At 70.4% G+C, this 13,795-nt stretch carries 14 protein-coding genes; 11 read left to right on the top strand and 3 right to left on the bottom strand.

Features of this window, described 5'->3' with window-relative positions; all coding sequences use genetic code 11:
- Complete coding sequence (locus AB4Z18_RS01045) at positions 1-1,164, bottom strand: zinc-binding dehydrogenase (RefSeq protein WP_441780849.1); 1,164 nt, start codon at positions 1,162-1,164, stop codon at positions 1-3.
- A 148-nt stretch (positions 1,165-1,312) separates the two neighbouring features.
- On the opposite strand from AB4Z18_RS01045, the gene kynA reads away from it, so the two are divergent.
- The 6 genes from kynA to purQ are packed head-to-tail and all read left to right on the top strand — an operon-like array spanning position 1,313 to position 6,426.
- Positions 1,313-2,173, top strand: a complete 861-nt coding sequence (kynA, locus tag AB4Z18_RS01040) for a tryptophan 2,3-dioxygenase (RefSeq protein WP_441780848.1) — start codon at positions 1,313-1,315, stop codon at positions 2,171-2,173.
- Positions 2,170-3,309 carry a hypothetical protein gene (locus AB4Z18_RS01035; RefSeq protein ID WP_441780847.1) on the top strand — a complete coding sequence of 380 codons (1,140 nt, stop codon included), beginning with the start codon at positions 2,170-2,172 and terminating at the stop codon, positions 3,307-3,309. The genes kynA and AB4Z18_RS01035 overlap by 4 nt, the downstream gene beginning before the upstream one ends.
- Entirely contained in the window at positions 3,306-4,580 is a 1,275-nt protein-coding gene (locus AB4Z18_RS01030) for a kynureninase (protein ID WP_441780846.1), read from the top strand. The genes AB4Z18_RS01035 and AB4Z18_RS01030 overlap by 4 nt, the downstream gene beginning before the upstream one ends.
- Positions 4,573-5,418, top strand: a complete 846-nt coding sequence (locus AB4Z18_RS01025) for a PaaX family transcriptional regulator (RefSeq protein ID WP_441780845.1) — start codon at positions 4,573-4,575, stop codon at positions 5,416-5,418. Before AB4Z18_RS01030 ends, AB4Z18_RS01025 begins: the two co-directional genes overlap by 8 nt.
- 49 nt (positions 5,419-5,467) lie before the next feature.
- Positions 5,468-5,728 (top strand): phosphoribosylformylglycinamidine synthase subunit PurS, encoded by a 261-nt coding sequence (gene purS, locus AB4Z18_RS01020; RefSeq protein ID WP_441780844.1) that lies wholly within the window; start codon positions 5,468-5,470, stop codon positions 5,726-5,728.
- On the top strand, positions 5,728-6,426 hold the full coding sequence (gene purQ / locus AB4Z18_RS01015; RefSeq protein WP_441780843.1) for a phosphoribosylformylglycinamidine synthase subunit PurQ: 699 nt from the start codon (positions 5,728-5,730) through the stop codon (positions 6,424-6,426). The genes purS and purQ overlap by 1 nt, the downstream gene beginning before the upstream one ends.
- A gap of 7 nt (positions 6,427-6,433) precedes the next feature.
- Here purQ and AB4Z18_RS01010 read toward each other — a convergent pair whose 3' ends face one another.
- Positions 6,434-6,805 (bottom strand): TfoX/Sxy family protein, encoded by a 372-nt coding sequence (locus tag AB4Z18_RS01010; protein ID WP_441780842.1) that lies wholly within the window; start codon positions 6,803-6,805, stop codon positions 6,434-6,436.
- 95 nt (positions 6,806-6,900) lie between these two features.
- Between AB4Z18_RS01010 and AB4Z18_RS01005 the strand changes: the two genes are divergently transcribed.
- From AB4Z18_RS01005 to AB4Z18_RS00990, 4 genes are all read left to right on the top strand, one after another.
- Positions 6,901-7,485, top strand: a complete 585-nt coding sequence (locus AB4Z18_RS01005) for an RNA polymerase sigma factor (protein ID WP_441780841.1) — start codon at positions 6,901-6,903, stop codon at positions 7,483-7,485.
- Entirely contained in the window at positions 7,482-8,303 is an 822-nt protein-coding gene (locus tag AB4Z18_RS01000) for a hypothetical protein (RefSeq protein ID WP_441780840.1), read from the top strand. The genes AB4Z18_RS01005 and AB4Z18_RS01000 overlap by 4 nt, the downstream gene beginning before the upstream one ends.
- Before the next feature lie 65 nt (positions 8,304-8,368).
- On the top strand, positions 8,369-10,687 hold the full coding sequence (gene purL / locus AB4Z18_RS00995) for a phosphoribosylformylglycinamidine synthase subunit PurL (protein ID WP_441780839.1): 2,319 nt from the start codon (positions 8,369-8,371) through the stop codon (positions 10,685-10,687).
- Between the two features lie 110 nt (positions 10,688-10,797).
- Positions 10,798-11,844 (top strand): alpha/beta hydrolase, encoded by a 1,047-nt coding sequence (locus tag AB4Z18_RS00990; RefSeq protein WP_441780838.1) that lies wholly within the window; start codon positions 10,798-10,800, stop codon positions 11,842-11,844.
- Here the strand turns inward: AB4Z18_RS00990 and AB4Z18_RS00985 are convergent.
- Positions 11,841-12,761, bottom strand: a complete 921-nt coding sequence (locus AB4Z18_RS00985; RefSeq protein WP_441780837.1) for a DMT family transporter — start codon at positions 12,759-12,761, stop codon at positions 11,841-11,843. The two genes, AB4Z18_RS00990 and AB4Z18_RS00985, sit on opposite strands and share 4 nt — an antisense overlap.
- 143 nt (positions 12,762-12,904) lie before the next feature.
- Here AB4Z18_RS00985 and AB4Z18_RS00980 point away from each other — a divergent pair, with 143 nt between their 5' ends.
- Positions 12,905-13,792: a LysM peptidoglycan-binding domain-containing protein gene (locus tag AB4Z18_RS00980; RefSeq protein ID WP_441780836.1), complete on the top strand. Its 888-nt coding sequence runs from the start codon at positions 12,905-12,907 to the stop codon at positions 13,790-13,792.
- Positions 13,793-13,795: the final 3 nt, after the last annotated feature.

Genomic DNA, 13,795 nt, shown 5'->3' with positions numbered 1-13,795 from the left:
CTACGGCCGAACGCCGACACGGGGGTGCCCGGTTGCGGCGAGCGCCCGATCCACCTCCCCGAGCGGGAAGGTCTCGCCCACCTGCTCGGCGAAGGGATAGCGCTGCCACGCATCGACCAGGAAGTGGACCGCCTGCTCGAGGTGGCGGGGCGCGTAGTTGTGGACGCCCCGGATGGTGAGCAGCCGCCGGACCAGCTGCTCCGGCGCGATGTCGAGCTCCGGACCGGGCGACACCGACCCGACGAGCACGAGGACGCCGCCGACATCCACGGCGCTGAACAGCGAGCGGACCGCCGCGGGATTACCCGAGAGTTCGAGGGCGATGGTCGGAGCCGGGGAGCGGCCGCCCGTCTTCGCGAGCACGGCAGCGAGCCCGGCCGGTGAGCCGGGGGCAGCACGGGGGTCTGCGACAGCGGAGGCGCCGAACGCCCGGGCCGCCTCACGCCGCTCGGGCACGGGGTCGCTGACGACGACGCGCGCGCCCGCCTCCACCGCCATCGCCGAAGCGGTGAGGCCGAGCATCCCGGCGCCGGCGATGAGCACGAGCGCGCCCTCGAGGGGGACGATCACCGAGGCTGCGTCCACCGCGGCGGCGACTGTGGCTGTCGCGCAGGACGCCGGCGCGAGCACCTCGGCCGGGATGTCATCGGGAACACGGACGAGCGGCGTGCCGTCGAGGATGTGCGCGTGCGTCGCGAAGCCGCCCGACAGCTCCCAGCCGCGGCGCATCCGCTCGTGGCCGTACTTCTGGAGGCTCAGGCACTTCTGCGGGAGCCCGCGCCGACAGCGCACGCACCGGCCGCACGGCACGGCGACGGACCACACGATCCGCTCGCCCAGCGCCACCCGGTGACCGTCGGTCGTCTTCGCCCCGCCCCGTCCGAGCGCGACGACGCGGCCCACCTGCTCGTGGCCGAGTACCAGCGGCGCGGGAGCCTGCCGGTGACCGAGGACTGTGTGGATGTCGGACCCGCACACCGTCGCGAGCTCCACTTCCACGAGCACATCGCCGGGTGCCAGCCGGACGCCAGGCACCGCGACCGCCTCGTGCGCGTGGCCCTCGCCCGGCCACACCATCGCCGTGGCCGACGGGAACACGCTGACCCCCATCCCGAGGCGCGCCGGTGGTTCGACGACGCGCGGGGTGACCGCCTTGATGGTCATCGGATCCTCTCGTGGCGGGGTCTGCAGCGTGCCGTCAGGCTAGGAGACGGTTGCGACGGCGCGCGCAACTGACGGTTAAGCGGGAGTGAACGACGGGAGACCGGACGGGTGTATTGCACTTCGTCGCCGATCGGCGCAGAATTGCAGCATGGCCGAAGGCGACAACACCCGCGAGTTCGATCCCGACATCGTCACCGACTTCCGCGAGCGGATGTCGTACGGCTCCTACCTGGACCTCGAGACGCTGCTCAGCGCTCAGCGCCCCGTGAGCCGGCCCGCGCACCACGACGAACTGCTGTTCATCATCCAGCACCAGACGACCGAACTCTGGCTCAAGTTGGTCCTCCACGAACTGGAGTCCGCGCGAGACCTCCTCCGCGCGGACGACCTCTCGCCGGCACTCAAGCGGATCGCCCGCGTCAAGCACATCCAGCGCACCCTGACCGAGCAGTGGTCGGTGCTCGCGACCCTCACTCCGACCGAGTACGCCGAGTTCCGCGGGTTCCTCGGCAACTCGTCGGGCTTCCAGTCGTACCAGTACCGCGCGGTCGAGTTCGTGCTCGGAAACAAGAACCGCCGCATGCTCAGCGTGTTCGAGAGCGACCCGGCCGCCCACGCCCTGCTCGCCCAACTCCTGGAGGCGCCCAGCATCTACGACGAGTTCTTGCGCTACCTGGCGCGCGCCGGCTTCGCGGTGCCCTCCGCTCTGCTGGAGCGGGACGTGACGCAGGCCCACACCTTCACCCCGGAACTGGTGCCCGTCTTCCGGGACATCTACGAGCACGCGAACGACCACTGGCGCGAGTACGAGGCGTGCGAGGAGTTCGTCGATCTGGAGGACAACTTCCAGCTCTGGCGCTTCCGCCACCTCAAGACCGTCCAGCGCACCATCGGCATGAAGACCGGTACCGGTGGATCGAGCGGCTCGGCCTTCCTCCAGAGGGCGCTCGACCTCACGTTCTTCCCCGAGCTCTACGCCGTCCGCACCGAGATCGGCTCGCCCGCATGAGCGACGCGCATCCCGCCCCCGCCGACGCCTACCTCACGGTCGACGCCGTCTGGAACGGGCACCGCTTCCTTGGTCCGACCACCTTCCGAAGCGACGGCGAGCGCCTGCACCCTGCCGACGACATCCCGGCGCGCGCGCCTCATCGCCACCTCGGCGGGACACTCTTCCCCCGCCTCACCGACCACCATACGCATCTCGGACTGACCGACCAGCCTGCCGTCTTCGCCGGTGGCATCACGCACGCGATCGATCTCGGCTGGGTGCCGGCCATCGCTGCGGGCTGGCTCACCGACGATCTCGCCCGGCCCTCCGTCTCCATCGTGGGCACGCTCATCACGTGCCGGGGCGGCTACCCGGTCAATGCCGGGTGGGGGCCGCCGGGCTCCTCGACGGAGGTCGGCGGCGAACGCGAGGCGCGGCTGGCGGTGCGGGAGAACATCATGTTGGGAGCCTCCCGCATCAAGGTCACCCTCAATACGGAGGCGGGCGAAACGGTGGACGACCGCACCCTCCACGGAATTGTGAGCGAATCCCACGCGCACGGCGTTCCCGTCACCGTCCATGTCGAGGGCGACGGCCAGACCGCTCGCGCCGTCCACGCAGGCGCGGACCAGCTCGCCCACACCCCGTTCACCGAGCGGGTGGACGACGACCTGATCGCCGAGAGCGTCCGCCGAGGGATCGGCTGGGTCAGCACCCTCGACATCCACGGCTGGGGGGACCCGACGGAGCAGCACGGCATCGCCTCCGACAACCTGGGCCGGTTCGCGAGCGCGGGCGGCCGTATCTTGTACGGAACCGACCTCGGCAACGGCCCCCTGGCCGTCGGCGTCAACGCCCGCGAGCTGCGCGGGATGCTCGAGGCAGGCGTCCATCCCGACGCGGTGCTGCGCTCGATCGGCGGGCTCCGCCGCCCCGACGACGGACGTGCACCGACGATCGGCCCCCGGCTGGCGTGGGTCGAGGGAACCGCCCCGAGCGATCCCGCTGCCCTTCCGGACTGGCTCGCCTCCGCGCACGGCCTCACCGTACGAGCGCTGACCACGCCGCCCGAGCACGTCGACGGCCCCGGCGCCGCCGCCCCGGCCCACCCCGCTCCCGCTTCCGCTCCCGCTCCCCCCAAGGACCTCGCATGACCGACTTCGACACCGCCCCTCCGCGCTCCCTCGCGCCCGACGCTCTCACCGTGGCGCGCGAGCGGGACGCCGCCGACCCGCTCGCCGCCTTCCGCAGCCGATTCGTCGGAATCGACGACGGCAGCAACGCCGTCACCGCCTACTTCGACGGCAACTCGCTCGGCCGCCCGACGCGCGCGAGCGTCGACGGCATCCAGCGTTTCCTGGTCGACGGATGGTCCGACCGCCTGATCCGCGGCTGGGACGAGGAGTGGATGGAGCTCCCGTTCACGATCGGCGACCACCTCGGCCGGGTCGCCCTCGGGGCGGCGCCCGGCCAGACGTTCATCGGCGACTCCACGACGGTCCTCCTCTACAAGCTGGCGCGTGCCGCGGTGGACAGCCTCCCCGAGCGCAGCGAGATCGTGCTCGACACCGACAACTTCCCCACCGATCGCTACCTCCTCGACGGCATCGCGCGTGAGCGCGGCCTGACGCTGGTGTGGATCGAGGCGGACACGGAAGCGGGCGTCACGCCCGAGCAGGTCGCTGCGGCCGTCGGCACCCGGACCGCGCTGGTCGTGCTCAGCCACGTGGCCTACCGGTCCGGCTTCCTGGCCGACCTGCACACGATCACGCGGATCGTGCACGACGCGGGCGCCCTCGTTCTGTGGGACCTCTGCCACTCCGCCGGCTCCGTCCCGGTCGAGCTTGATACGGCCGACGTCGACCTCGCGGTCGGCTGCACCTACAAGTACCTGAACGGCGGCCCCGGCTCCCCGGCCTTCGGCTACGTGAACGCCCGGCTCATCCCGCACCTGACCCAGCCCATTCAGGGATGGATGGGAGCGAGCGACGTCTTCCTGATGGGACCGGACTACCGCCCGGCGGAGGGCATCCGGCGCTTCCTCAGCGGCACGCCGCCCATCGTCGGCATGCTCGCGATGCGCGACACCATCGCGATGATCGAGGAGGCCGGCATCGAGGCCGTCCGCGCCAAGTCCGTGGCGCTGACGGACTTCGCCATCGCTCTCGCCGACGAGTGGCTCACCCCGCTGGGTGCCACGCTCGCCACTCCGCGGGAGCCGGAGCGCCGCGGCGGCCACATCACGCTCCGCCACCCGGCCATGCGCGACGTCACGGCGCTGCTGTGGGAGCGGGACGTCATCCCGGACTACCGCGACCCCGGCGGTCTGCGCGTCGGCCTCTCGCCGCTGAGCACCTCGTTCGAGGAGGTCTGCGCCGGGATGGCCGCCGTGCGCGACGCGCTCGGCGAGCTCACGCATGACTGAGGCCGCCGCCCGCGACGACCTCGAGGCCACGAGCGGCAGCGCGACGGCGCTGCTGCGCACGGTCGTGGGTAGCGTCCTCCGCCCGATCGGAGGGTGGATGAGCGCGGCAGGCGCTGTGCGGCTCATGGACGACCTGGGCATCCCATCCACGACCACGCGGTCGAGCCTGGCGCGACTGTGTTCCCGGGGCGTTCTCTGCCGTGAGCCCCGGGATGGGATCGCCGGGTACGCACTCGAGCCGGCCGCCGTCCCGATGCTGGAGAGCGGGGATGCGCGCATCTTCAGCGAACGCACGGAGGCCTCCTCCTGGTGCCTGTTGTCGTTCTCCTTTCCCGAGCGTCGGCGCACGAGCCGTGACCGGCTGCGCCGCCGGCTCGCGGCGCTCGGCTGCGGCAGCGTCGCCGACGGTCTGTGGATCGCGCCCGCCGCGCTGGAGGACGAGGTCGCAGCGGCCGTCGGCATCCCTTCCGACGACCATGGCGTCGTCGCGCTGTTCGCCGACACCGTGCCCCGCGGCGACCTCGCCGCCGGCCTCGCGCGCTGGTACGACCTTCCCGCGATCCGCGCCGTCCACGAGTCGTTCCTGGGGCACTTCTCTGGGGTTGCCGCGCCCATGAACGACGGCCAGGCCTTCGCCCTGTGGATGCGCGCGCTCGACGAGTGGCGCGTCATCCCGTACCGCGACCCCGGCCTGCCCTCGGCGGCCCTCCCCGCCGACTGGCCGGGAGCCGCGTCTGCGGCGCTCTTCCAGAGGCTGCGGACCGACCTCGAGAGCCGTGCCGTCGCCTATGCAGCCGCCGTCGCAGCCTCGGACCGCACTGTCGGCGCCGCACGGTAGAATCGTCAGCGAAACCCCACCCCGACGCCCGAGTGAGCGGAGTATCCCCGTGCCGACGATCGTTGTTGAAGTGATGCCCAAGGCCGAGCTGCTCGACCCCCAGGGCAAGGCGGTCGCCCGGGCGCTCGCCCGCACCGGCCGAGGCGGCGTCACCGGCGTCCGCGTCGGCAAGCGCTTCGAGCTGACCGTCGACGGCCCGATCGACGACGACGTGCGCGCGATCGTGCAGGAGATCGCCGGCGAAATCCTCTCGAACTCCGTGATCGAAGACGTGGTGGGCATCCACTACCCGGCGGAGGTCGACGCCTGATGCGCATCGGCGTCATCACCTTCCCCGGCTCCCTCGACGACCGCGACGCGCTCCGCGCCGTCCGCCTCGCCGGTGCGGAGCCGGTCGCGCTCTGGCACGGCGAGCACGACCTGCAGGGCGTCGACGCCCTCGTGCTCCCCGGCGGCTTCAGCTACGGCGACTACCTGCGCTGCGGCGCCATCGCCTCCCTCTCGCCGATCATGACCGAGGTCGTGGACGCCGCCGCCAAGGGCATGCCCGTGCTCGGCATCTGCAACGGCTTCCAGATGCTCGCGGAGGCGCACCTCGTCGCCGGCGGCCTCATCCGCAACGACCACGGCACGTTCATCCGCCGCGACCAGCACCTGACGGTCGAGAACGCCGAGACGCCGTGGACCAGCGGCTTCGAGCAGGGCCAGGAGATCGTCATTCCGCTCAAGAACGGCGAGGGCGGCTTCATCGCGTCGGCCGACGAGCTGGCACGGCTTGAGGGCGAGGGGATGGTCGTCTTCCGTTACGCGGGCGTCAACCCCAACGGCTCCCTCAACGACATCGCGGGCGTCCGCAATGAGCGCGGCAACGTCGTCGGCCTGATGCCGCACCCCGAGCACGCGGTCGAGCCCGGCTTCGGGCCGGACACCCACGACGCCATGCGCTCGGGCACCGACGGCCTGACGTTCTTCACGTCCGTCATCCGCTCGGCGCTCGTCGAGGCTTAAGGGGCCCTTACTTCGCGGTCGACTTCCGCGGCTTCTTGACCTTCGGCGGCATCCGGCCGACCTGTTCCAGAGCCACGCCGATCCACTCGCGCAACCGGTCCGGGTCGTCCTTCCACGCCTCGGGCAGGGCGACGTAGGCGACCATTCCGCGGGCCCGAGGGCCGTACGGTCCGGTGCCCTCGATTCCGAGCAGTCGGGCGCGCACGTCCGCGTCGGGCAGGCGAACCCCCAGTTGGTCGCCGAACAGCCCGGCGAACATGTTGCCGTTCACGAAGGCGCAGAGGTTGCCGAACATCGGCTTGACCTGCACGCCGGGCGCCTCGGGCACAACCGACCGGAACAGCTCCTCGGTCTCCTTCGACGGGCGCGGGACGTGCATGGCGGGCCTCCTCGCGCTCACCCTAGCCCCGTGCTGTGCGACTCACCCCGAACGAGTTCGGGAACCGCGACGCCCGTCCCGGACACTTCATAGATGTGAGGGGAATCCAACTCGACGAGCCGGCTGTGCTCGAACGCGTGAACGCGGGTGACGCCGACGCGTTCGGGGCGCTGTTCGATCTGCACCACGACCGCGTCTTCCGTCAGGCGATGCGGCTGACGTCGTCCATCCACGACGCCGAGGACGTGACCGCCGTCGTCTTCCTGGAGGCGTGGCGCCGTCGCGACGCGATGCGGATCGTGAACGGTTCGGTCGTCGGCTGGCTGCTCGTGATGACGAACTTCGTCTTCCGCAACTATGCGCGGTCCTCCCGTCGCTACCGCGAAGGCCTGCAGCAACTCCCACCGCCGGAGAATTCTCCCGATCACGCTGCCGCCGTGGACGACCGAATCGACCGGGATGCTCGCCGCAGCGCCCTGAGGACGGCGCTTGCCACGCTGCCCACACGCGACCAGGACATCCTGACCCTTTGCGTGCTGGAGGAGCTCAGCACCGCCGAGGCCGCCGAAGCGCTCGGGATCGCCCCTGGCACCGTGAAATCGCGGCTTTCCCGGGCGAAGACCCGGCTGGCCGCACTGCTGAACGACGACGCACTTCAGACGAACGGAGGAGAGCGATGAACGACGAGCCCACCTTCGACCCGCGTCGCAAGGCGGCGATCCGCGACCTGGTGGTCGCCAACGCGGCCGCGCATCCCGGACGCGCCGGAGGGCGAAAGCGCACGGCACTCGTCGCCACGCTGGTGGTCCTCGCGGTCAGCATCTCGGGCGGCACCGTCGCCTACGCGTTGGGGACTGGCCTCCTCGACCCCAAGCCGGTCGTGACGCAGACGCCGACATCGACGCCGACAGTCACGCCGACGCCGACGCCCACGCCGACCCCGACTCCGACCCCCACGCCGACCGCGATGGCCCCCACGCAGGACCCGGCCGATCCCTCGACGTGGGTGATCGGATTCGATGGGGTCGGACCCGTCTCTCTGGGGACGCCGTTCCGCTCGCAACACGACGTGGTGCCCACCTTCGCCGACGAGACGGATTCGATCTGCGTGGACGTACAGGCCGTCTTGAAGTCCCCCTCGGGATTGTGGTTCTACGCCATCGGCGCCCAGGGCGAATCCGGCCAGACGGCGACGATCGAGTTCGGCAATCTGGGAGTCCCCGACCGGAACGATCGCGCTATCACTCCGAAGACGGCGGAAGGCATCGGCATCAGCTCCACTCGGGCGGAACTGCTGGCGGCATACCCCGGAATCGAGAGGACCGGCGGATACAGCGACAAGGTCGACTATTACGGCCTGACCGACGGTCACGGGGGATGGATCGTCTTCGCGGTCATGAACGATGTCGTGTGGAGCATCCAGATCGGCAATGAGGCGGTCCTTCCGTATGGGATGAACTCTGTTCGGGCGATGCCCTCGGAGCACTGCCCGGCGTGACCGTCTCCGACGCCCGGTAGACTGGACGCATCCCCGCCCAGCCCCGCCCCGACTGGAGTGCCCGCGTGACCGACACCACCACCACGCACGTCGTCGACACTGTCGCGAACGCGTCCGAGACCCCGGAGCGGGAGCAGCCGTTCGCGGCGCTCGGGCTCAAGGAGGACGAGTACGCCCGCATCCGCGAGATCCTCGGCCGCCGGCCCACCAGCGGCGAGCTGGCCATGTACTCGGTGATGTGGTCGGAGCACTGCTCCTACAAGTCGTCGAAGATCTACCTGCGGCAGTTCGGCCAGAAGGTCAGCCCGGCGATGAAGAAGAACCTCATGGTCGGCATCGGCGAGAACGCCGGCGTCGTGGACGTCGGCGAGGGCTGGGCCGTCACCTTCAAGGTGGAGTCGCACAACCACCCCTCCTACATCGAGCCGTTCCAGGGCGCCGCGACCGGCGTCGGCGGCATCGTCCGCGACATCATCTCGATGGGCGCACGTCCGGTCGCCGTGATGGACCAGCTGCGTTTCGGCGCCATCGACAACCCCGACACGGCGCGCGTCGTGCACGGCGTCGTCTCCGGCATCTCCTTCTACGGCAACTGCCTTGGCCTGCCGAACATCGGCGGCGAGACGTACTTCGACTCCGTCTACCAGGGCAACCCGCTGGTCAACGCGCTGTCCGTCGGCGTCCTCCGGCATGAGGACCTGCACCTCGCCAACGCGTCCGGCGCCGGCAACAAGGTGGTCCTGTTCGGTGCGCGCACCGGCGGCGACGGGATCGGCGGGGCCAGCATCCTCGCGTCCGACACCTTCTCCGCGGGCGGCCCGACGAAGCGTCCTGCTGTTCAGGTGGGCGACCCGTTCGCCGAGAAGGTGCTCATCGAGTGCTGCCTGGAGCTGTTCCGCGACAAGCTCGTGGAGGGCATCCAGGACCTCGGCGCCGCCGGCATCTCGTGCGCGACCAGCGAGCTTGCCTCGAACGGCGACGGCGGGATGTTCATCGAGCTCGACAAGGTGCTGCTGCGCGATCCGAGCCTCACGGCGGAGGAGATCCTCATGTCGGAGAGCCAGGAGCGCATGATGGCCGTCGTCAAGCCCGAGCTGCTCGACGCGTTCCTCGCCGTGACTGCCAAGTGGGATGTGGAGACCAGCGTCCTGGGCGAGGTCACCGAGACCGGCCGCCTGGTTATCAACTGGAACGGCGAGGAGATCGTCAACGTCGACCCGCGCACGGTCGCGGTCGACGGTCCGGTGTACGAGCGCCCGGTCGCCTACCCCACGTGGATCGACGCCCTCCAGGACGACTCGGCTTCCGTGCTCGCCCGCCCGACCTCCGGCGACGGGCTGCGCGAGCAGACGTTGGCCCTGCTCGGCAGCGCCAACCTGGCCGACAAGGGCTGGATCACCGACCAGTACGACTACTTCGTCGGCGGCAACACGGCCCTCGCCTTCCCGGACGACGCCGGCATGATCCGCGTCGACGAGGAGTCGGGCCTCGGCTTCGCCATCGCGACCGACGCCAACGGCCGCTACTGCCAGCTCGACCCGAAGCAGGGCGCCAAGCTCGCCCTCGCCGAGGCGTACCGCAACGTCGCCGCCTCTGGCGCCACCCCGGTCGCCGTCACCGACTGCCTCAACTTCGGCAGCCCGGAGAACCCCGAGGTCATGTGGCAGTTCTCGCAGGCCGTCGAGGGTCTGTCGGACGCCTGCCTGGAGCTGGAGATCCCTGTCACCGGCGGCAACGTCTCCTTCTACAACCAGACCGGCGACACCCCGATCTTCCCGACCCCGGTCGTCGGTGTCCTCGGCGTGATCGACGACGTCGCCCGGCGCATCCCGAGCGGCTGGCAGGACGAGGGCGAGAACATCTACCTCCTCGGCACCACCCGCGAGGAGCTCGACGGCTCGGCCTGGGCGGGGACCATCCACGGCCACCTGGGCGGTCACCCGCCGGCGGTCGACCTGGCCGCGGAGCGTTCGCTCGCCGAGGCACTGCACGCGGCGTCGGTGGAGGGGCTCATCTCGTCGGCGCACGACCTCGCCGACGGAGGTCTCGCGCAGGCCCTCGCCGAGAGCGTCATGCGCTTCGGCGTCGGCGCCCGCGTCTGGCTGACCGAGATCGAGGAGCGCGACGGCGTGGATGCGGCGACCGCGCTCTTCTCGGAGTCGACCGCCCGTGTGCTCGTGACGGTCCCACGCGAGGACGACGTGAAGTTCCGCGGCCTGTGCGAGGGCCGCGGCATCCCGAACCTGCGCATCGGGGTCACCGACGCCGAGGTCGGCGCCCAGCCCGTGCTCGAGGTGCAGGACCTCTTCACGATCGGCCTGGAGGAGCTCCACGGCGTGCACCGCTCCACCCTCCCTGAGCACTTCGGCCCGACGGTCGCCTGACCCGGTCCCCCTCTCCGCCCAGCCAACAGCTCCTCACTTTCTCCGCCCGACACGCCGTCGGAGGGCGGAAAAACTGAGGAGGCGTTGGGCCCCGACGATACGGTGAGCGCATGACCCGTGCGCGCGCCGACGAGCTGCCAGTGCGTCCGATCCTCTCCCGGCGCGCACGTCGCGTCGTCTCCGTCACCGCTCTCGTGCTGCTGTGCGTGCTCATCCTCGCCAGCCTGGCGTCGGCGTCGCCGTGGCCGTCGGCGCTGGTGATCCGCAGCGTCTTCGAGAAGGGCGCCGCCGAGACGGTCGCCGAGATGAAGCCGTTCGTGCCGACGAGCGGCATCCGCGCGCAGACCGGTCTGCGGTACGCGCCGGGATCGCCGGACACGACCTTCGACATCTTCCGCCCGGACACCGCCGATGGGCCGCTGCCCACGGTGGTGTGGATCCACGGGGGCGCCTGGATCTCGGGCGCGAGCGAGAACGTCGACCCGTACCTGCAGATCCTCGCCGCCGACGGCTTCACGACGGTCGGGCTCAACTACACCGTCGGGCCGGAGGCGACCTATCCGACCGCCGTCCGCCAGCTCAACGAGGCGCTCGCGTACCTGACCGCCCACTCCGACAGTCTCGGCATCGACCCCGACCGGATCGTCCTGGCCGGCGACTCCGCGGGTTCCCAGCTCGCCAGCCAGCTCGCGGTGATGACGACGAACCCGGAGTATGCCAACCTGCTGGGCATCGCCCCCGCGCTGCAGCCCGGCCAGCTCTCGGGCGTCATCCTGAACTGCGGTGTGTACGACCTGGGTGCGCTGGCGAGCCTGACGGGCATCGACGGCTGGGGGTTCAAGACGGCGCTCTGGTCGTACAGCGGCACCAAGGAGTGGTCGCAGACCTACGTCGGGGAGTCGATGTCGACCATCCAGCACGTGACGCCCGACTTCCCGCCCACCTACATCTCGGGCGGGAACGGCGACGGTCTGACCTGGACGCAGTCGGTCCCGATGGCGGCGGCCCTGCGCTCGAAGGGGGTGGACGTGACCGAGCTGTTCTGGCCGGCCGAACACCAGCCGGCCCTCCCGCACGAGTACCAGTTCCACCTGAAGTTCGCCGAGGCGCACCAGGCGCTGGAGGCGACGCTCCGGTTCCTCCGCACGCACACCTAGCGGGCGGCTGCCTCCGCGGCGGCGAGTTCCGCCTGGCGCCGCGTGAACAGACGCACGCGCTGCTGCGTGAGCAGGATGCCGGCGATCACGACGAGCGCGCCGACCGGCTCGTTCCAGGTGAGGTGCTCGCCGAGGATGAGGATGCCGAGGGCGACACCGACGACGGGCGTGACGTACGTGACGCCCGAGGTGAGGGTCGGTCCCCACGCGCGGAGCACGTTCATGTTCCAGATGTAGACGACACCGGTTCCGAGTGCCCCGAGTGCGAGCAGCGACAGCAGCACCGGCCAGCTGAACGTGATCGGATGCCAGGCGATCACCGGGGTCAGGATGATCATGATCACGGCCGCCAGCCCGATGTTGAGGAACGCGCTCGTCGTCGCCGACACCTCCCGCGGGCTGATGAAACGGCGGATGTAGCCGAAGCTGAACCCGTAGCACGTGACGGCGCCGAGGCAGGCGAGCTGGCCCCAGAGACTGCCGGCGAGCGCATCCACTGCCCACGGGCCCACCACGATGACGACGCCGACGATGCCGACGAGGACTCCGAGCACCTGGTCGCGGTTCAGCTTCTCGACCCGGAAGGCCGCGGTCGCGAGGATCGCCGTGGTGATCGGCGTGACCGCGTTGTAGATGCTCGCGAGACTCGACGAGACGTACTGCTCGGCCCAGGCGAAGAGGAGGAACGGAATGACGCAGTACGTCACCGCGACCACCGAGAAGTGCACCCACACGATCGGCTCGCGCGGCAGCCGGACGCGCATGATCAGGGCGATGATGCCCAAGGTCACCGCGCCGAAGACGAGTCGCGCCCAGGCGACCTGCCCGAAGCTCACCCCGGTGAGGGCGACTTTCATGAAGAGGAAGCTGGCGCCCCAGATGAGCCCCATGGCGATGAACTGAACGGCAACCTTCACCATCTGACGCTATCGGTCGCCACCGACGCGGACCAGCGGGAATCGGACGAGGATGCATCAGATCCGGCCAGCGTCGCCGGCGCTCTCACGAGATGGTTGAAAACCGGTCGCTCTGTATTGATAACCTTCCGGTCGGGGGGACAATGACTCGTCAGACTACTCACCGCCGCATCGTGACGCTCGCGGGCGCCGCCGTCGCGCTCGGCGCCATGCTCACCGGGTGCGCACTCTTCGCGGGGGCAGCGCCCCGCCCGGTGTCGGCGCACACGCATCATTCGACGCCGAAGCCGCACGCGACGCCGAGTGCGACGCGCACGCCGGCCTCGCCCACGCCGTCACCGGTCGCCGCGCCTCCGCCGCCGCCTCCAACACTGACGCCCGTCCCCCAGGGGACCGTTGTGGCCGAGGGCAACGTCGCGTCGCCCAAGGGCAGCATCCACTTCCATTACCGGATGGTGTCGAACGGCGACAACACCTACTCCGCGGTGTACACGGACTTCACGTCGACCGTCCCCGTTCCCGTCTCCGTCACGCTGTTGGAACTTCCGCCGAGCGTGGGCGACGGGCTGACCTACCACGGGATCGGCGATCACCAGCTCGGCGGACCCACCACGTCCGCCGCCCCGGCCTCGTCGGCGCCTCTCGGCTATGTCGGGAACGCGTCCTTCCTCGGAACACTGGTGACGTACTCGTCGGTCGCCTCACCCGACGGCGTACCGCTCGAGCTCGGCCCCGACAAAATCCTCGCAGTGAACACCATCCACTGGTCGATCCCGCCCCGGCAGACGAACGTTCATCCTGTCGACGGGGGCACTCGGCCGCACGCGTCGGGAGCCGTCACGGCGACCACCGCCTCCGGCGCGCCCGCGGGCTACGTGGTCGGGAGCGACGACACCTTCGACATAGTGGCGGAGCGCTTCGGCATCACGTCACAGGCACTGCTCTGGCTCAACGCGAACGGGCAGCAGTTCGACGGCCGGCTGAACCTCTACCAGGGCACCACCCTGAACCTGGATCCGGAAGCGCTCTGAGCC

It is taken from the genome of Leifsonia sp. 2TAF2 (genome assembly GCF_052115085.1).
In the GTDB taxonomy this organism is placed as follows: Bacteria; Actinomycetota; Actinomycetes; order Actinomycetales; family Microbacteriaceae; genus Leifsonia.
Note: the sequence above shows the minus strand (reverse complement) of the source record. Positions and strands in the feature narration are given on the sequence as shown.

Bases quoted from the DNA above. Each gene is read 5' to 3' on its own strand.
- AB4Z18_RS01030 (WP_441780846.1), top strand. From the start codon at position 3,306: ATGACCGACTTCGACACCGCCCCTCCGCGCTCCCTCGCGCCCGACGCT.
- purQ (WP_441780843.1), top strand. From the start codon at position 5,728: ATGCGCATCGGCGTCATCACCTTCCCCGGCTCCCTCGACGACCGCGAC.
- kynA (WP_441780848.1), top strand. From the start codon at position 1,313: ATGGCCGAAGGCGACAACACCCGCGAGTTCGATCCCGACATCGTCACC.
- AB4Z18_RS00980 (WP_441780836.1), top strand. From the start codon at position 12,905: ATGACTCGTCAGACTACTCACCGCCGCATCGTGACGCTCGCGGGCGCC.
- AB4Z18_RS01025 (WP_441780845.1), top strand. From the start codon at position 4,573: ATGACTGAGGCCGCCGCCCGCGACGACCTCGAGGCCACGAGCGGCAGC.
- AB4Z18_RS01045 (WP_441780849.1), bottom strand. From the start codon at position 1,164: ATGACCATCAAGGCGGTCACCCCGCGCGTCGTCGAACCACCGGCGCGC.
- AB4Z18_RS01000 (WP_441780840.1), top strand. From the start codon at position 7,482: ATGAACGACGAGCCCACCTTCGACCCGCGTCGCAAGGCGGCGATCCGC.
- AB4Z18_RS00990 (WP_441780838.1), top strand. From the start codon at position 10,798: ATGACCCGTGCGCGCGCCGACGAGCTGCCAGTGCGTCCGATCCTCTCC.
- AB4Z18_RS01010 (WP_441780842.1), bottom strand. From the start codon at position 6,805: ATGCACGTCCCGCGCCCGTCGAAGGAGACCGAGGAGCTGTTCCGGTCG.
- AB4Z18_RS01035 (WP_441780847.1), top strand. From the start codon at position 2,170: ATGAGCGACGCGCATCCCGCCCCCGCCGACGCCTACCTCACGGTCGAC.